This window comes from Candidatus Competibacter denitrificans Run_A_D11, from assembly GCF_001051235.1.
Classification (GTDB): Bacteria; Pseudomonadota; Gammaproteobacteria; order Competibacterales; family Competibacteraceae; genus Competibacter_A; species Competibacter_A denitrificans.
Window position 1 is genome coordinate 39,584 of record NZ_CBTJ020000055.1, and the last position, 19,359, is coordinate 58,942.

A 19,359-nucleotide genomic window follows, 5' to 3' on the forward strand; every position below is an offset into this window, starting at 1 on the left:
AGCGACTCACTGCCCTTCAACCCGACACCCGCACCTCAGCGGGCAAGGAGCGCGATCATGGCTTTTCGGCGCGAAAGCGACAGCATGGGTTCGATAGAGGTGCCCGCCGACCGATACTGGGGCGCACAAACCCAGCGTTCGCTGGAAAATTTCAGGATCGGCGGTCAGCGGTTTCCGCCAGCGGTCATCCGCGCTTTCGGTCTGGTCAAGAAAGCGGCGGCGCTGACCAACCGCGAGCTTGGTGAACTCGACGAGCGGAAAGCCGCGCTCATCGTCCGAGCGGCCGACGAGGTGATCGCGGGCCAATTCGACGACCAGTTTCCGCTGGTGGTCTGGCAGACCGGCAGCGGCACCCAATCGAACATGAACGCCAACGAGGTGATCGCCAACCGCGCCAACGAGCTGGCCGGTCAGCCGCTCGGCTCGAAGCAGCCGATCCACCCCAACGACGACGTGAACCATTCCCAATCATCGAACGACGTGTTTCCCACCGTGATGCATGTCGCCGCTGCCGGAGAAATTCAGCGGCGACTGTTGCCGGCGGTGGCCCAACTTCGCGCGGAATTGGAACGAAAGAGCGAAGATTTCAAAGAGATCGTCAAAATCGGCCGCACCCACTTGATGGACGCCACCCCGCTCACCCTCGGCCAGGAATTCGGCGGTTACGCCGCGCAAATCGGCTTCGCGGAACGGCAGATTCAAGCGGCGCTGACGGGACTTTACGAACTGGCGCTCGGCGGCAGCGCCGTCGGCGCCGGCCTCAACACCCATCTCGACTACGCCCGCCAAGCCGCCGCGCACATCGCCGCGCTGACCGGCCAGCCCTTTGTCAGCGCGCCCAACAAATTCGCCGCCCTGGCGGCCCACGACGCCATCGTTGCAGCCAGCGGGGCTACGCGGGTGTTGGCGGTGGCGTGCCTGAAGATCGCCAACGACATCCGTCTGCTGGGCAGCGGGCCGCGCTGCGGGATCGGGGAAATCACCCTGCCGGCCAACGAACCGGGCAGCTCGATCATGCCGGGCAAGGTCAACCCCACCCAGGCGGAGGCGCTGACGATGGTCGCGGCGCAGGTGATGGGCAACGATGTCACCGTCGGCATCGCCGGGGCCAGCGGCCACCTAGAACTTAACACGTTCAAGCCGGTCTTGATTTATAACCTGCTGGAATCGGTCGGTTTGCTGGCCGACGCCTGCGACAGCTTCACCCGCCACTGCGTGGCCGGCATCGCGCCGAACCGCGAAACCATCGCGCGCCATCTGGCGGATTCGCTGATGCTGGTCACCGCGCTCAATCCGGTCATCGGCTACGACCGCGCCGCCCAAGTCGCCAAGCTGGCTTACGAGCAGAATCTATCGCTGAAAGAGGCAGCCGTGCAGCTTGGCTTTATGAGCGCTGAGGATTTCGACCGCTACGTCCGCCCCGAACGGATGGTGTCGCCTTAAATCGCTTGCCACGCATCCGACGGCGTTAAACCCAGATCGGCGGCTTCCCACACTCACCGCGAGGATTTTGTCATGAGTTTTAATTCCTTCGGCAGTCAAGCCCATCTCAGCGTGTCCGGCCAGCGATTCGACATTCACCGGCTCGATGCCGTGTATGCACAGCATCCCGATGCCGTGCGCCTGCCGTTCTCGATCAAGATTCTGCTCGAAAACCTGCTGCGCACCGAGGATGGTCACGCCGTCCGCGCCGATGACATCGAAGCTGTCGCCCGCTGGCGGGCCAAAGCCGAACCGACCCAAGAAATTGCCTTCACCCCGGCACGAGTGCTATTGCAAGATTTCACCGGCGTACCGGCGGTGGTCGATCTGGCGGCGATGCGCGAGGCGATGGTGCGACTGGGCGGCGATCCCAAAACCATCAACCCGCTCCAACCGGTCGAATTGGTCATCGACCACTCGGTGCAGGTCGATTTCTTCGGCGGCCCGCACGCGCTGGAACAGAATGCCGAACTGGAATTTTCCCGCAACCGCGAGCGCTATCGCTTTCTCAAGTGGGGCCAGCAGGCGTTCGCCAATTTCCGTTGCGTGCCGCCGGATACCGGCATCGTCCATCAGGTCAATCTGGAATTTCTGGCGCGGGTAGTCATGGCGGCGGACGGCCAAGCCTACCCCGACACGCTGGTCGGCACCGACTCGCACACCACCATGATCAACGGCTTGGGTTGCCTGGGGTGGGGGGTAGGCGGTATCGAGGCGGAAGCCGCCATGCTCGGCCAGCCGGTCAGCATGTTGTTGCCGCAGGTGATCGGCGTGCGCCTCAGCGGTCAGTTGCCTGAAGGCGCGACCGCGACCGATTTGGTGCTGACGGTCACCCAAATGCTGCGCAAGCACGGCGTGGTCGGCAAATTCGTCGAATTCTTCGGCAATGGGGTGTTGGGGTTGCCGCTGGCGGATCGGGCCACCATTGCCAACATGGCTCCCGAATACGGCGCGACCTGCGGCATTTTTCCGATTGACGCCGAGACGCTGCGCTATCTGCGCTTTTCCGGTCGGCCGGAGGAACAGGTCGCTTTGGTCGAAGCCTACGCCAAAGAGCAGGGCCTGTTTTTGACGGTGGATGCGCCCGAAGCGAGCTATACCGAGGTGTTGGCGCTCGATCTGGCCACCGTCGAGCCGAGCTTGGCCGGCCCCTTGCGGCCGCAGGATCGGGTGCGGCTCAGTGCGGTGAAATCGTCCTTCGACGCGGCGCTGGCCGATTACCGCGCCCATCAGCCCTTGCCAGCGCCCACCAGCGCGACGCGGGATCAGCCGCCGGTACGCGCCACGTCCAATCTGGGCGAACTGGATGCGGCGGGCAAGCAGGTCGGCAATGACCAACCCGCCCCCGCTGGCACCATCGCCGATTCCGACATCACGGATGGTTCGGTGGTGATCTGCGCCATCACCAGTTGCACCAACACCTCCAACCCGTCGGTGTTGGTGGCGGCGGGATTGCTCGCCAAAAAGGCGGTCGAACGGGGCCTGTCGGCCCGGCCCTGGGTCAAGACCAGCCTCGCGCCCGGCTCCAAGGTGGTGACTGAGTATCTGGCGGCTTCCGGCCTACTGACGGCGCTGGAGCAACTTAATTTCTTCACGGTCGGTTATGGCTGCACCACTTGCATCGGCAACAGCGGCCCGTTGCCGTCGGCGGTGTCGCAAGCCATCGCCGAGGATGATCTGATGGTAGCGGCGGTGCTATCCGGCAACCGTAATTTCGAGGGGCGGGTGCACCCCGAAGTGCGCGCCAACTATCTGGCTTCGCCGCCGCTGGTGGTCGCCTATGCGCTCGCTGGCCGCATCGACATCGACCTGACCAGGGAGCCGCTCGGTCACGATCCCAGCGGCACGTCAGTCTATCTGAAAGACCTCTGGCCCAGTCAGCGCGAAGTGGCGGAAACGGTCGAGCAAGTGCTTGACGCCAGTATGTTTCGGTCGATCTATGCGGATGTTTACACCGGCAATGAGACCTGGCGTTCGCTGGAGGTTCCGGCAGGCGATCTGTTCCAGTTCGAGCCAGATTCCACCTACGTCCGGCTGCCGCCGTATTTCGTCGGCATGGCCAAGCAACCGGATGCGATTAAACCGATCCGCGGTGCGCGGGTGCTGGCGCTGCTGAGCGATAGCATCACCACCGATCACATTTCGCCGGCCGGTTCGATCCAGCGCGACAGCCCGGCCGGGCGCTATCTGATCGAACACGGGGTCGAACCGAAGGATTTCAACTCCTACGGCTCGCGGCGCGGCAACCACGAAGTCATGGTGCGCGGCACTTTCGCCAACGTGCGCCTGCGCAACCGGATCGCGCCCGGCACCGAGGGCGGTGTCACCCGGCATCTGCCATCGGGCGAAACCATGAGCATCTTCGATGCGTCCGAGCGTTACGCGCGCGAGGGCGTACCGCTGCTCATTATCGCTGGCAAGGAGTACGGGTCGGGTTCATCGCGCGATTGGGCGGCCAAAGGGCCGATGCTGCTCGGCGTGCGGGCGGTGCTGGCGGAAAGCTACGAGCGCATCCACCGCTCGAACCTGATCGGCATGGGCATTCTGCCGCTTCAGTTCAAAGCCGGCGAAACTGCGGCGACGCTGGGCCTGAGCGGTCAGGAGGTGTTCGGGGTCGAAGGGGTCGATACCCTGCTGGCGGACGGTCTGGCCGATCACCGCGAGGTGACCGTGAAGGCGGCGGCCGAAAACGGTTCGGTGAAGGCGTTTACCGCCATTGCCCGCATCGATACGCCGCAGGAAGCCCACTATTACCGGCACGGCGGCATCTTGCAGTATGTGCTGCGGCAGATGATTTGAGGGGGGGCTGTTGCGGGAACGACTGTCGCGCTGGCATTCGGCGGCCGGTCTACGGATGGTGCCGGGCGCCGATCATTTCATTTAGAGCCTCCAATTCAGGTTGAACCGAGCCAAATTGGCCTGCCAGCAGCGCTTTGTTTTGGATCAGTTCCATGGGTTATATTATAATCTATTGATTTAAATATAATTTTAATAATTTATAATGTGGCATTATATTTGCTTTACCTACCCTCGTAGGGAATCACAAAGATTTTTCCGCACTTTCGACAGAGAATTTGCGTTTGGTATAAACGGTTTTTGGAAAGGTGAGATTTGTAATGACTGTTGCTCTGATTTCACCACACTGGGCAGCCAATGCGCGTATTCAACGTGCGGCCAACAATAACCCACCCATGCGTCTGCATGAGAGCAATTCTGTGGCTGTCAAGCTGCTGCAAGAAGCGCTCATTCAAGCAGGTTTTCCCATGGTGGCTGGCGCCGATGGGATTTTTGGGCCGCAAACTGCAAAAGCTGTGGTTGATGCAGAGAGATTTTATGGATTTCAAACAGATGCTGGGGTTGCTGGGCGCGAGGTTCTAGGAGCACTCGACCTGGCGTTGCGGGGTTGGAAGCCTCCTCCTGGTGCGCATTGGGGTGGTCTTATCGCCAGGACGATTGTCCCTATTGCCCAGCGCAAAATCACGGCTGCTCTGAGGGCGTTGACTGATATACAAACCATGTTGAACGTCAGCGGGCACTTCGATTTTGTGACTGCTGACGGTGTGACGATGGTCGCCCTTGATACACATTTTAAACTCATTCCGGCTGGCGGTACCAAACCGGCCCGCAAGGATTTCATCAATCTTGCCACGATCATCCCGCTAATAAACAATTTTCGCGGTATTCAGCGTACCCTTGCCAATAGCAACATGATCCGACATTCGGTTTGTACGCTCGGCCTGGATGTGGCGGCTGAAGCGGCTTTTGGCGGTCCTATTCTGTTTGGCCCGCCGTACTCAGATTTTAAGCTCGACCCAGTTGACGTGACCAATATCGATAAGACTGGCCCCAATTCGCTTGCAGCGATGATGATCCATGAGGCAACCCATGTGATTGATGGCCAATCTGGCAGCGATAACACCCATATCTCGGAATTCACCCCGGAGTACGAAACGCAGTCCGCCGCAAATGCACGCCACAATCCGAGCGCCTTTGCCACCTTTGCCGCTCATATCGATGAGCAAAAGGATCGGCCTCGCAACCAACGCTATGGGCTGGGTGATGGGCGTCCTTTATGATTACGATAATGATTTCCAGAGATTTTTAAATTAATCAAAGCGTTTGATAAGCATTTCGGGCGCGACGCCCCTGGTCGAATGATTTAAGATATCCCGCCAGTTTGCTCATCTCCAGGCTCGCTAACGCCTTCAAGCGCGCATCGTTGGCGAGCACCGTGCGCACGGTCTCGGCTAGTGCGGTAGCGAAAGCAGCGGGTGGCTTTTTCTGGAACATCTCATCAAGCAACGCCCGGCGCTTGTCTTCCCAAGTCGTCACTTCATCCCAGCCGCCGGCCTCGGCTAGCTCGACCATCTCGACGCTGAGCAGGCGCAGCAACGTGATTGCCTGCTCCCAGTCGTTCGGAGTCTCAATCACACCGGTGCATCCGCAGCCAGTGTTTCTTCCGCATTTGGAGTGGCGCCTATCGCATCCCAGGCATCTTTGATGGGGCGCAGTAACTCAGCGACTTCATCCAGAATGGCAATATCGGAACGTAAATTGGCTTCCACCAATCGCTGCTGCATGTAGTCGTAAAGAGCTGCCAGATTAGCTGCCAACGGGCCGCCGACATCCAGATTCAGCGCCTCACGCAAGCCGCCGACGATGCCGATGGTTTTGCCGATCTGCTCACCTTTAGCGACGATATCGCCGCGCTGGATGTGCCCCTTGGCTTTGGTCAAGCTGTCCAGCGCACCTTCCATTAGCATCTGAATCAGTCGATGCGGGCTGGCGTAGGCGGTCGCCGATTCGGTATTGATTTGATGGTATTGGCGCAGGGCATGATGCGCGTTTGGTATGGCCATGGTGGATCTTCTCTTTTACGGTGGAGGGGGCCAATGCCCCTTGAAAGTCAAGAATTAAGCTAAAAATTTGGCGCTTTGCCGATCATTAACCCAGCGTGCAAACTTGGTGCCGACCCGTTTATCGTTCCACGGTCTGGGTTGCATTCTTAACGGGCCGATAAACTGGCCAACTGCTGTGTCAAATAACTGCCGGTGCTGGTCAATCGGCTGACCAGCTTATCCATGGCGGCGAATTGGGTTTTATAGCGCGCTTCTAGCGCTGACATGCGCAGGTCGAGGCGGTCGCGCTCGTCACCGATTTGATCGATTTGTTTGCTCAAGCTATCGGTACGGGTTTGTAGCGGGCCATCGCCGCCGAGCACATCGCTAAGCAAGCTATCCAGCCGTTGTGCCATACCGTCCGAGAGCGAAACCTTACCGCGCGCGCCGGTGGCACCGCCCAACACATCCACCGAAACGCCCGTTGCATCGCCAGATGCGCCTGTCAGCTTGCGTCCAGAACCGGTCGCAGCCGCCCCATCCAATGTGCCTTGGACATCGCGGCCGCTTGTTCCAGCGCCCACCGCGAACCCAAGCACCCCTTGAATATTTGCGTCCACCGCAGTGAACTCGACACTGGAGCTTGCGCCGTACAACGCAGAAGTCAGGGTAAATCCGCTCGTACCTGCACTGGCGCTGATCAAAGCACCGGCCGTTTGCAGCGCGGGATCACCATTGATTCGGCTTTGCAGCTCGGCGGCCAACTGGGCTGAGGTATAGGTTCCGGCGGCCAGGGTGATTGTGCTGGATTGCGTGCCATTGACTTTCAGGGCAAAGGTGTTGTCGGTGCCGCTGATCACCAAGGAACCGGTGGTGGGCACGACCGAACCGACATAGCTGCCCTGGGCCGGTAACTGGCTAACCGCAAGATCGTACTGGCCCGGTTTGCTGGTGCTGGTCGCGCTGTTATAACTGATTAGCGGGTCGGTGGTGGCGCCGGTGCGGGTAAACAGGCTGGCGACGGCCTGAGGATCGGCACTCAAGGCGGTTTTTAGTTTGCTGCTGTCCAGCTTCAGCGTACCATCGCTTTGCAAGCTGATCCCAGCATCCGCCAAGGATCGGTAGGCTCCTGTCGTGCCGGTGACACTGCTAGTGAAAACATCACGAATCCGGTTGAGCGTCGCGCGGACGTTTTGATCACCGGCCAGGGTACCTGCCGTTTTAGTATCCTTGTTGTAAGCCGTCAGCGACTTGGTGGTTTTCATCAAATCGTTGTAGGAATTGACGAACGTCTCCAGCGCCTTAGTGGTGACCGAGGCGTCCTCGGCGACCGTCAGACGGGTAGCGGTCTCCCCTTGGCTCTTGAGATTCAAAGCCACGCCGGGAACGGCGTCCTGGATCGTGTTGCTGGCGCTGGTCACCGTCAGGCCATCGAGGTTGATCCGGGCATTGCGCGCTGCCACGGTTTCGGTCAGGTTCTTGCCGGTCGCTCCGATAGGATCGTAAGCCAATAGCGATAAACCGGCTTGATCATCGTGCGTGCCGTCGTCGTCACTGACGGTGATTTTCAGGCTGTTGGCCGCGCCACTCTCTTTGGCACCGATCACCAGGCGATAGCCGTTACCATCATTGACCACGCTGGCCGTCACCCCGATATCGGCTTTATTGATGGCGTCGCGGACCCCAGCCAACGTGTTGTTGGTGGGATCGATGGTGACGGTTTTAACGGTTTTGCCCGCGTTGGCGATAAACGTGCCGGCCGTGCTATCGACCGTGCCGAATTGAAAGGTGAGGGTTCCTGCCCCCACGGTGGCATTGGTGCCGGCGAAGGTATGATCGGCGGCGGTGGCGAGCCGCTGCGCTTGGGCCAGTTGCTCGACTTTGATGGCGTACTCGCCGACTTGCGCGCCGTTGCTGGCGGTGGCGGTAAGCAGCTTATCATCGGCAACGGTCGCTTTCAGACTTTGAAAGGTATCGGTTTTTTTAAGGCTGGTCAGTGCGCTTTGCAGATTGGCCAGCACACTTTTGAAAGAGCCGAAAGCCGATATTTGCGCTTTGAGCTTGCTTTCCCGACTGTCAAGCCGGCTGGTCGCCGGGCCGCGTTCGGCGGCCACCAATTGAGAAGCCAAGCTTTTGATATCGATTCCGGAACCAAGCCCGGAGGCTGTAATACCTGCCATGTCTGCGCTCCGTTGGATATCGTGTACCAAAAAACGGATTTTTGCGGCTTAGGCTTTGGTGTCGAGCAATAGCCCTTCGACCTTCAGCCGCCGGCTATCCTTCGTCGCCACACCTTGCGGGGCTTCCGCCAGGTGTTGATCCTTTTCGAGATCTGCAAAAAATTTGGCGAAGGCGAGGACTTTTTCCGAAGGAATTTGCCGGACCACTTCCTCGGTTTGCCGGTCAACAATGCGCACGACCATTTTGTTGTCGTTCCGCTCATCCACCTCAAACCGTAATGCGGTGTCGCAGCGTTGCAAAAATCGGTTGAGGCCGTTTACCGTGTCCTCTAATCGCCCACGGCTTTCAGGGGTAGCCGCTGGTGATTTTTGCTCGGTCGGCGACGACTGGACAGTAGTCGTTGCGTCGCGCCGGTCGCGCCCTGGCGTGCCAGCGGCATCGGCAGATGGTGCGACTGCGGATTGTGGATCGACCAAGGGGCGAATGGCAGCGTGGTGGACGGCGGGAAGCTCCAGCGGCGCGGAGCGCGGTAGGGATGCCGGGTTTGTGCCGGAAAAGCCGCGTATAGTGAGATCGCTCATAGCGTTTGCTCCCCGCGTGGCAGCGGGGTCCGCAAGCAGGTTTGAACCCCTCTGGACCCCGTGCCGCGCTGCCCCTAAAGGCTAGCCGATTACCGCAACAGCGAGAGCACGCCCTGCTGTGATGAATTCGCCTGCGACAGCATGGCAGTACCCGCTTGTTGCAGGAGCTGTGCCCGACTGTTGTTGGCCACTTCCGCCGCGAAGTCGGCGTCCGTGATACGGGATTTGGCGGCCGTCATATTTTCGGAAACATTCTGCAAGTTGCTGATGGTGCTACCCAGGCGGTTCTGCACTGCACCGAGTTGAGAGCGCATGGTGTTGATGTTGCTAAGCGCGGTATCAACCATAGCGACAAAATTCATTGCAGACGCTTGCGAATTGAGCTGCGCTGAGGCACCGGCCATTGAGGTCATGCCCGCCAGGGTGGCGGCCGAGGCGCCGCCCAAGCCGCTCAGGGTGCCGGCGCTGGCGACCGAGATGTCGATGGTGCCGGTACCGGTGGTGGCGATGGTGGCATCGACCTGCATCGTATAGGTGCCGCTGGTCTTGAGGATGTTTTTGCCGTTAAACGTGGTTGAGTCGGCGATGCGGTTGATTTCCTGGGCCATTGACGATACTTCCTCCGCGATCTTCTGCTGGTCGGAGGAGGTGTTGGTGCCGTTGGCGGCTTGCACACCCAGCTCACGCATCCGCTGGAGGATGTCGTTGGTCGCGTTCAGCGACCCTTCGACCGTCTGCGCCAGGGAGATGCCATCGTTGGCGTTGCGCATCGCCTGGCTCATGCCGCGGATCTGCGCGTTCATCGTGTTGCTGATCGCCATGCCGGCCGCGTCGTCCTTGGCGTTATTGATGCGCAGGCCAGAGGTTAACCGCTCCATCGCGGTCTGCATCGCATTGTTGGTTTTCGACAGTTGGTTTTGAGCGTTGTAGGAAGCGACGTTGGTGTTGACGACGAGTGCCATGGTGATTCTCCTGAGCAGAAACAGTTAATGAGGTTCTGGGCTAATCCCGGATCATCCGGGCTTTGATTTTCTTATCGGCCCCCGCCGCACGAACTTTAGTGTTGCGTGAAAAATGTTTTGCGTGCGGCGGGTGCGGTGCGTGAGGGTGCTTACGGTTGTAATGCGCTCAGCCAATCGTGGGTGTGATCGTCCAGGATGTAGTGCGCCAGCACCCAGGCGCGCAGGGCATCGCCTTCGTGCTCGGCGGCATCCAGGTCGTGAACCCGCTCGCGGATGGCCGCCACCCAGGCAGCGGTATCGTTGGCAACCCGCTGCACTGGTGCGTTCTGGTATGGATAAATGTCGGTGCAGACCATGGGTCGTCCTAAGATGCCGTGCTCCAGGATGCGCAGATTGCTTTTGGCCTCGTTAAATGGGTGCAACTCCAGCGGCGCGACCGCTAAATCGAGATCCAAAGAGGCGAGTTTGGCCGGATAGTCGTTAAGGTGAACCCAGCCATGCACTTCCTTGACATAGGGGCGAACGTCGTCCAGGCACATGCCAAAGAAAATCCAGTCAACTTCGGTAGCGGTTTGCTTGACCACTTCGCTGATGAAGGCTAGATCGCCATGATGTTGCTGGGCGCCAGCCCAGCCGACCCGTAGCTTGGGACCAACACGCCGCCGGTTTTGCAGGTGTCCCCAGCGTGCTCGTTCCAAACGGTTGGGCACGACACGGATATCGGCAATCCACGGTCGGCATGCCTCGGCCAGTGGCTCGGTAGAGACGATCAGCCGGTCGCATTGCGCCAGGGCCTGGCGGTGACGGTGCTTGACATCGCGCACCAGACGTTCCTTCAGGCTGTTGGCATCGGGCACGTTGTGTTTGAGGTCATCAAGGTCGAATACCTTGAATGAGCGGTGAAAACGGCGGTATTGCCGCATCGCCGCAATGCCAAGATCGGCGATCATGCCCTGATAAAACACGGTATCTGGTGCCAGCCGTTCCAATTCGGTCAATTCCGGTGGGCGGGCGCCAGATCTGATCAGAGTGCATTCCGCCTGGGCCTGATGTTCTAGCAGCCAGAGAGGGGCATAGATGCGATAAAGCGCACAGCCGGTTTCATCGGCTGGAAAGCCCAGCACGCGCGGCCGGTCATGGAAGACGGTATCCCAGCCGGGCGCTAGATCGACCTCGACCCGGTGCGGTTCGACCAGGCTCAGGTTTCGGTTGTAGGCGGGGTCGGTCGCCAATTGCGGCAACCAGTGCTCAAACAGACGCTCGGCATCGCTGCGCGCCTGTACCACCACAGCGGAATGGTGATCGCCGCCACCGGTCGCCAGAGGGTATTCACCCAGCCAGGCCAGATTGGCAAACGGCGTCCACAGTGTGCGATAGCCCTGTGCAGCGGCCCGCAGACACAGGTCAGTATCGGCGTGGGCGAGGGTGAAGGCGGGATCGAAACCACCCAACGTGTCGAACACCTCACGCCGAATCATCAGACAATTCGCACTGACGGCGGAGACGGTCTGGTCCACTTGTGCCCGCCCCAGCGGACCCGGTGCTTTAAGCCCCAAGCCGGCAAACAGTGGCCCGGTCAAACCGTGTAGGCCAAGCAATTGCGCAGTGCCGTACACAAACGGTCGCGTTGCATCGGGCGTGGTTAACCGCGCACCGACGATGCCCACAGTGGCACGCAAGGCATGGTTAAGCAACCGCTCGATCCAGTCGGCTTGCACCACCAGAGCCGATCCGGTAAGAAACACCAAAACGTCACCGTGTGCCTCCCGCGCCCCCTGGTTGCGGTAGGCCGCCACTGACAGCGGCCCGCTGGCCACGGTGTAGCGGAAGCGGTCGGGGTAACATTCCGCCAGCTCGGCGTAGAGATCGAAGGTGTCTTCCGCCTCGCTACCACAATCCACCACCACCACTTCGTAATCGGGATAGGCGGTTTTCGCCAGCAGTTTGCGCAAGCAGCGGTCGAGCCGATCCAGTGCATCTTTCGCCAGGATAATGATGGAGACTTTCGGCCGGTGCGCGTGCTGATACACCACTCGCCAGGCGCCGGGCAGCAGGGTTGCCTCCACGGTGGCGGCGATGTGGTGGCGGGTGAGATAGTCCATCACCAACCGCCGCCGCACGCTAGCAATCGCATCAGGATCGGCTGCCGGCAGTCGGGTGGCCGCCCGATGGTAAAGGACATCAGCGAGATGACCGATGGCCCCTGCGCCGTGGCGTTGCCAAACGGTCAGCGCCGCCTGGAATGTGGTGACGCCCGGCAAGTAGGACAAATCGCCGTCCACCAGTACGCTATCGCGCCGCATCAGGCAGCAATCCCCCAGATAATGGGTGCCCAGCAATAAGTCGGGGTCGAACTCCGGTCGAAATAGCGGATCGCGGCACTCACCGCGCAAATCGAGCTGATCTTCGTCCAGATAGATGAACCGCCAGTCGGGATAGCGATTGCTGTAATCGGCAATCTTTAACAGGGCGTGCGGTGCCAGCCGGTCGCCGGCTTCCAGCAGGGCAAACCAGTCCAGCGCAGAGGCATCCAGCACCCGCCGTAGCGCGGCGTCGGCATCGGCTGCGACTTTGACCCACTCGACATGGGCCAACTCGGTGAAGGCGCCCTCCGGGCAATCAAAAGGTGCGAGCACACTGGCGCCCCAGTGGCCGTAAAGCTGTTGCCCCAGCGATTCCAGCGTATCGGCCAACGCGGTGGTTTGGCTCGGCTCGCACCAGATCACCAGGTGAAATATCGGTTGGGTTTGCCAGTGCTTGACCATCCGCTCACCGACGATTTCAGCCCAGCCTTCGCCTACCTGCTGCCGTTCGCACCAGCGGCGGTAGAGAGCGTTGTCCGATAGAGGGCCGGTTTCCCCGGATGGCTCGCCGGTTTTAGTGGTCGTGGTGGCCATCAAGGGCGGTGCTTCACCCGCGCCCTGATAAAAGGCCAGCACCTCCTCCGGGCATTCAAACACCATGAAAGCGTGCTGCCAGGGCCGTGGCCGGAATTTGGGTAACTCACCGGCGAATTTTTGCAAGAAACGCCGGTGGTAGTTGAAATAGATAGCGTCGTAGTCCCCGGCCGATTCATGGAGGATGGCGATATCGGTGAACACGCCGAGCCGGAAGCCGTGTCGGAAGGCACGGTAGCTGAAATCGAGATCGTATAGATGAAAACCGTCGAACGTTTCCGCGTCAAAACCGAGCGTTTCGGCCACTGGACGGCGCGCAGCGATGAAAGCGCCGTCCAGCGCCTGAATCCCTTCAACCAACGTCGTCGGCGTGCCGTAAACCACCACGGCGTAGGCGTCGTCTTGGCGCTGAACGATCCGCCCGAAGACATGCCCCAATCCTGCCGCGCCCCAACTGGTGTATTTCCAGAGCGCGGTCTGACCGCCGGTATCAGTCAGCCGATTAGTGCCGGCGACACCGACCACATCGCAGCGCTCCAAATGCTTGAGCAGGCGCTGGCCAAAATCCGGCGTCCAAATCTCCAGGTCGTCATGGGAGAAGATCAGGTAGTCGCCGCGACTGCGAGCGATGCCGCGGTTATAGCCCTCGCATAACGAACTGGCGTCGTCAATGCGGATGATCTCGTGGGGAATGTCGGTCAATAGCTCGTGATATTGCCGAGCGATTCGACTAAAGCGCGCGTTATCAACGCTACAAATCACTACCGAGATCGTTACCGTGACCGGTGAGGCTGGTACTGCTTCCTCCAGCCGAGCCGATGCGACCGTAGAGACGGGCAAGTGCGCTGATGACACAACGGACGATTCCTGCTTTTCTTGAGGCGGCTGGTTGCGGTCCTTAATTTGGCCTAACTCAGCAGGGTGAGGAATGAGGGATAGGCTGGGCGGTGGTGCGTTAAATCCAGCAAACAGAGCGTCGTGCCATTCGCCCAGATGATCTTCCAACATCCGGTGAGTACGGACCCAGGTTTGCAGCAGATCGCCTTCGCGCCAGATTGCGGCCAGATCGTGCGCTCGCTCACGAATGGCATCGACCCACGCCGGTATCGGGTTAGGTAGCCGGCTAATCGGCGCATCCGAATCGTAACCGTCATCCGCACAGCAGAGCGTTGGCCAGCCCAGGACGCCGTATTCGAGCAGGCGTAAACGGTTGTCGGTGGCAGTGAACGGATCGGATGCCGGTGGGATCACGGCTAAATCCAAATCGAGGCTAGCCAGACGAGCTGGATAATCCTGGAATGGCACTACCGGATGGTGTTCGCTCAGCAGTGACCGGATATTTTCTGGACACGATCCCAGTAAGATCCAATCCACAGCATCGCGGGTAGCCTCAATTACCGTGCGCAGCAACGTAAACGCCGTGCTTTGCCCAACACCGTTTACCCAGCCGATGCGGGGTTTACTGCCCCGGCCCCGACGGCTGCTCAGGTTTTCCCAGCGCTGACGCGGCAGATAGTTTGGCACGATGCGGATATCGCCGATCATGTCGCGGAACGCCTCGGCCAGGTCAGCATCGGCGACGATCAACCGGTCGCAAAAGGCTAAAGTCTGACGTAGATATTGCTCGGCTTGCTGGAGCGTGTCCGCATCTTCCGGTGTGCAGGGAATGTGAGTCCGCGCGGCGATCCGGGCCATGGCGTCGTTTTGCGTGAGTACGATCCGGCGATGCGGTAGGGCGGCACGCAGTTTCGCAATCCGGTCGAAACCGAAGGCATCTTGGAACAGAAAGACCGCCATGCCGGTGCGTTCGAGCGCCACTGGGTCCAGAAATTCGGGTTTGAGTCGATCATAATCCGGTAGCAAAGCATGGCGCGTCTGCCCGCTCGCCTCTAATGCCGCCAGCGGGTCACGCAGCCGGTGATGGCTGGTGCTTTCCCCATCGTAAGGCGCGGCCAAAACACAGGGTAGCGTCTCGAACTGGGGGTTCCACGGCACCATGAGCGTGTTGTCGAGCGACCAGTCAGGCTGCGCCAGACTCAGACGGCGGTTATAAGCAGGATCAGCGACTTGCCAGGCCAACCAGCGCCGTGTGAGCGCCAAAGCCGCCCGCTCGGTCGCGTCCTGATGGGCGGATGGCGTGTTGCCGGTCTGCTGAAGCAGGGTAGCAAACGGGGTCCAGACGACTTGCAGCCCACGCCCCCGGACTTGCAAGCACAGATCGACTTCAGCGTACTGGTCTGGGAAATGGTGTTCATCCAGTCCGCCGATTTCCCGGTAAAGGTCGCGCCGAATCAGCAAACAAGCGGCGCTGACGACGGAAAAATTCTGTGTCTGCTGTGCTCGACCTTGGTGGCCGAGGGTTGCTATTGGTGTATCGCAGCCGATAGGCTCGGCACCCCCAGAGAGGCCGAGAATCAGGCCGGCCTGTCGCACGCGGCCCTGCGGCGACAGCAGTCGGCCACCGACCACGCCGATGCCTGCCCGCAACCCGTGCGCAAGGAGCCGGTCGAGCCAGTTCGGTTGGACGGCGACCGTATTGCTGTCCAACATCAGCAGAAACTCACCAGTAGCCAGCGCGGCAACCTGGTTGCGGATTGTCGAGGGATTGTCGGCTACGACGCCGGACAGATGCTTAATCCGTGCATCCTGCGAGGATAAATCGTCCAAATAAGCGGCCGTGGCGGCCTCGTCGGCGGCGTTGCCCGCGACCCAGACCTCAAAATTGCGGTACTCGGTTTTGGTCAGCAGATGATCCAGACACAGCCTAAGCTGCTCAAGCGGCACTGTCGCCAGCAGGATGATCGACACCAGCGGATGGCGCGCGAGCGGGTAATCGACGAACAGCGTATCCGGCAGCAAACCGGGGTAGAGGGCGGCGGGTTCTTGCCGACGCGCGAGATGGGCGCTCAGCAACTCTTGGGCCATCGGCAGCCAGTCGGCGGTCTCGCCATCGGTCTGCACGGGTAAACTCACGGCCAGTTCGTCGATGTGACCGATAGCAGCTTCCCCAGCCATTTCCAAAGCCCGTAAAGCCGCATCGAAGGCGAACGCGCGCGGCCAGGCGGCCAGCCGATGATCCAGGGTTGGCCACAGCGCCCGATGCACCAAAACGGCGTGCCCGACATACGCTGATCCGTACAGCAGTTCTGGATTGATATCGGGTTTCAAGTGTGGGTCACTCGGTTGACCCGTGCCGTCCAGCCGATCCTCATCGAAATACAGGCAGCGCCAGGCTGGATGCTTGGCGGCGGCAGCCAACGTCAGCGCGGCAAATGTCGGCTCGAAGCGGATACCAGGTACGCAGACCATCAGCCAATCCAGCGATGCAGCGGCAACGGCTTGATTAAGCAGCGCCGGCAATGCTTCAGCAGTGGTTAACTGAAGCCATGCCAGCGCGGGTAGCGTGGTGAAAAGCGGATCGGGGCAGGGGTAGGGTGAAATGACCGTCAGCCGCCAACCTGGGGTGGCTTGCGTGGCCAGAGTATCGAGCGTATCGGCGACGGCAGCGTTATCGTTGGTTGTGGCTACCAGCACGATATGAACGCCCGCTCCGGCCTCGACCAGGGGCGCGACCTGCTCGGCCAGCCGGGCTGTGGCGGTAGCAGGCCAGCGCTGGCGTTCGCGCCATGCCGGATAAGACAGGGCTGGTGCGGCTGGTGCGGGGCGATTGGCGTTTGCCTGCTCGCCAGCGAGGGCGGTGAGCATCTGTTCACGGCCCGCTTGCACGTTGGCTGACAGGGTGGGGTGTCGTTGATAAATCTGCCGATACAGCGGCAAAAACCGCTCCCTTTCCCGACCCGACATGTGCTCGCTAAGATCGGTGCGAATGCGCACTTCAACGGTGGTTTGAGCGATGGGTTTCGGCTCGGTCAGCGCCGTTAGCCGTAGCAGGAATTCCCAATCCTCCAGCGCGGTGTAACTTTCCTCAAAAGGCCCGGCCCGCAACGCTAATGTTCGGCGCAAAGCCCAGGTGTTGACCGGAACAAAATTTTCAACCAGCAGGTGTGCACGGTCGTAGGGAATGCCTTTGAAGGGTTCGCCGCGCGCCAACTCGTGACGCTCGCCGTTTGCAAGCTGCTCGCGCACATACACGGCATCGGTGTAGACCAGATCAGCGCCCGGCTCTTGCAGGGCCGCGACCACCGTTTGTAGATGATGGGGCAGGAAACGGTCATCGTCGTCAAGAAAGCAAATGATTTCGCCACGCGCCAGAGCAATGCCGCTATTGCGGGCAGCCGATAAGCCCCGGTTAACGCCATGGCGTATTGAGCTGATCGGAACTTGAGTCTCCAGGGTAGCCAGCGCCGATTCGACCGGTTGGCCGCAATCGTTGACGACGATGATTTCGATGGAGCGGTAGGTTTGCGCCAACACGCTGTGGATGGCATCAAGCAGCAGCGCTGGCCGATTGAAGGTGGTGATAATGACGGAAACCAGCGGGTTTTCGTGATGAGCCTTTTCAAGCAGCTGCTGCAATTCATCCAGGATGGCTTGCTGCTCCCTGACGGTTTCCGCCGATGGCGAAAGAGCTTTTTTGATCCGTCCTTGTTGGATGATTTCTTCCCAGCGGGTGATGACGGTTTCCCAGTTAAAGCACTGCCGCCAGTGAGCATGGCCAATGTCGCCCAAGCGCCGGCGCAGATCAGGCGATCTTTCTAAACAAGCCAATCGGTTAAGAAATTGATCCATTGGGGCAATCAGCCCACCGGTTAACTGATTAGCTGCACCGCAGGTTGGTGTCGCTAACCAGGGTTTGGTACCAGCCATGGCTTCGAGAATAGTTGTTGGGAAACCTTCTCCCAAAGACGATAACAAAACAACATCCGCAGCTTTAATGGCCGCTTGAGCCTTAGCGTGTGGCAGACCGAGGATTAGTTTGATATTTTTAATGCCCGCAATGCGCTTGATTACCGCCTGGCTATAGTCAGCATCGGCGGGATGGCCGATCATCACCAATAACCAATCATCGGGCATTCCGGCTAATGCATCGATTAATCCTAAATGATTTTTAACTGGAAACAGATTGGCAATATGCAGTAATAAAAATCGCTCTTTTTCTATACCCATTTCAAGCCGAAAATCTTCGGTTGACTCAATGGGTGAGCAGGCATTCGGGATATACTCAACAGGTAAATGCTCTTCTGATAAGAAATGGGCATCAGGACCGTGCGGATTGAAAGCGATCAGGTGATCGGCTTTTTTAAGCGTGCTGCTTAAGCGTTGCCGGAAGGCGGCATGGTTGCGCCATAGGGCGTAACCTTGGTCGTTGATGATCGGTTGCACGATGATGCGGGTCTGCGGTGGGAAGGTGCCGGATTCCAGCGACCAAATCACCCAATTCAGCGGATCTGCCAACAAGATGCAGGCGTCGTAATCACCGGAGGCGATGAGATGCCTTAACTGGTCGGTTGCCTTGGGATACGGTTGTCCCGCTACGCTGGCGCGGCTGAGCGAAATAATAGGGCTGTTTTGGTATTTGTGCTCCTTGCGGTCGGGCAATTCGCCGGTGGCGATAGTGACTTGATAGCCTTTTGTGCTCAAATGCGTGGCTATTTCTTGCGTTTGTTTTTCCAGGCCACCGACAGAGGGCCAAAAAAAATCCACTGCTAACAGGATTTTTTTGGGCTGTGTTAGCTGCTGTATCTGGAATGTTGGCTCATTGGCAGGGCTTTGCTTTGATGTTGCGGAATCTGCAACGACCAATAAAGAAATTCGATTGAAGAAATGAATGCTGGCGATTTGCCAAGGCGTGTATTTCTTTATGGTATTGGTAATGGTATAAGGCGAGTACCAGCAATTGTGATCGGGATGAATGGCTTCGAGAAAAACCTGATTGTTGCCTGAATATTCAAAGTGCCGATTGAAACACTGAAAGAGGTCGGGGACGGTGATAAGGAATTTTTTGGTGGAGATTTTGGCCATTTCATCAAGAAATTTTGGCACGTCTCCGATATGTTCGAGAACTTCCGGGATGATGACGACATCATAGTCGCCCGATTCTTCCAGAGAATATAAAAACCGCCCATTCTGAATATAAGGCTTTAGAATTGGGTAGACTTCAGTGTGAATATCGTACCCATCAAGAATCGCACAAAATGGCGCAAGCTGAACATGCAGATTGTCAGCGAGTTGGGTGACGGGATAATCGACACAGCCGATATGAAGGACTTTTTTGTTCTCGCAGTAACTCCGCAAAACCTCCAGGCGTGATTTGCCAACGTAGGCATCGGAAACAGGGACGGATTGCAAGTAAAATGAAGCATGTTGATTTTCGATCATGAATTGAACCGAAAGACGATGATGGGTGAGAAAAGGGTTTAGATGTCTTAGCAGGGCATATACATATTGCGGGCCAATGAATTTACCTTGTTGAAAAACAAATAAATTCAATGAAATTGCGTGCCATTTTCCAACAGTG

Annotated in this window: 9 protein-coding genes; 3 read left to right on the plus strand and 6 right to left on the minus strand. The window is 59.0% G+C overall.

What is annotated here, in order from left to right:
* Positions 1-57: 57 nt before the first annotated feature.
* The 3 genes from fumC to BN873_RS11880 all read left to right on the plus strand — a co-directional run bounded on the left by fumC (position 58) and on the right by BN873_RS11880 (position 5,558).
* Entirely contained in the window at positions 58-1,443 is a 1,386-nt protein-coding gene (gene fumC, locus BN873_RS11870) for a class II fumarate hydratase (protein ID WP_048673917.1), read from the plus strand.
* Positions 1,444-1,515: 72 nt separating this feature from the next.
* A complete protein-coding gene (gene acnA, locus BN873_RS11875; protein WP_048673919.1) occupies positions 1,516-4,281 on the plus strand; it encodes an aconitate hydratase AcnA in 2,766 nt (921 codons plus the stop codon).
* Between the two features lie 317 nt (positions 4,282-4,598).
* On the plus strand, positions 4,599-5,558 hold the full coding sequence (locus BN873_RS11880; protein WP_048673921.1) for a peptidoglycan-binding domain-containing protein: 960 nt from the start codon (positions 4,599-4,601) through the stop codon (positions 5,556-5,558).
* A gap of 34 nt (positions 5,559-5,592) precedes the next feature.
* Here the strand turns inward: BN873_RS11880 and BN873_RS11885 are convergent, their stop codons facing one another.
* The 6 genes from BN873_RS11885 to BN873_RS11910 all read right to left on the minus strand — a co-directional run bounded on the left by BN873_RS11885 (position 5,593) and on the right by BN873_RS11910 (position 19,220).
* Complete coding sequence (locus BN873_RS11885) at positions 5,593-5,913, minus strand: flagellar protein FliT (RefSeq protein ID WP_048673923.1); 321 nt, start codon at positions 5,911-5,913, stop codon at positions 5,593-5,595.
* A complete protein-coding gene (gene fliS / locus BN873_RS11890; protein ID WP_048673925.1) occupies positions 5,910-6,341 on the minus strand; it encodes a flagellar export chaperone FliS in 432 nt (143 codons plus the stop codon). The genes BN873_RS11885 and fliS overlap by 4 nt, the downstream gene beginning before the upstream one ends.
* Before the next feature lie 146 nt (positions 6,342-6,487).
* Positions 6,488-8,500: a flagellar filament capping protein FliD gene (gene fliD / locus BN873_RS11895; protein WP_048673927.1), complete on the minus strand. Its 2,013-nt coding sequence runs from the start codon at positions 8,498-8,500 to the stop codon at positions 6,488-6,490.
* Between the two features lie 48 nt (positions 8,501-8,548).
* Positions 8,549-9,082, minus strand: a complete 534-nt coding sequence (locus BN873_RS11900; RefSeq protein WP_048673930.1) for a flagellar protein FlaG — start codon at positions 9,080-9,082, stop codon at positions 8,549-8,551.
* An 89-nt stretch (positions 9,083-9,171) separates the two neighbouring features.
* Complete coding sequence (locus tag BN873_RS11905; RefSeq protein WP_048673932.1) at positions 9,172-10,044, minus strand: flagellin N-terminal helical domain-containing protein; 873 nt, start codon at positions 10,042-10,044, stop codon at positions 9,172-9,174.
* A 149-nt stretch (positions 10,045-10,193) separates the two neighbouring features.
* Entirely contained in the window at positions 10,194-19,220 is a 9,027-nt protein-coding gene (locus tag BN873_RS11910; protein ID WP_139031699.1) for a glycosyltransferase, read from the minus strand.
* Positions 19,221-19,359 lie beyond the last annotated feature (139 nt).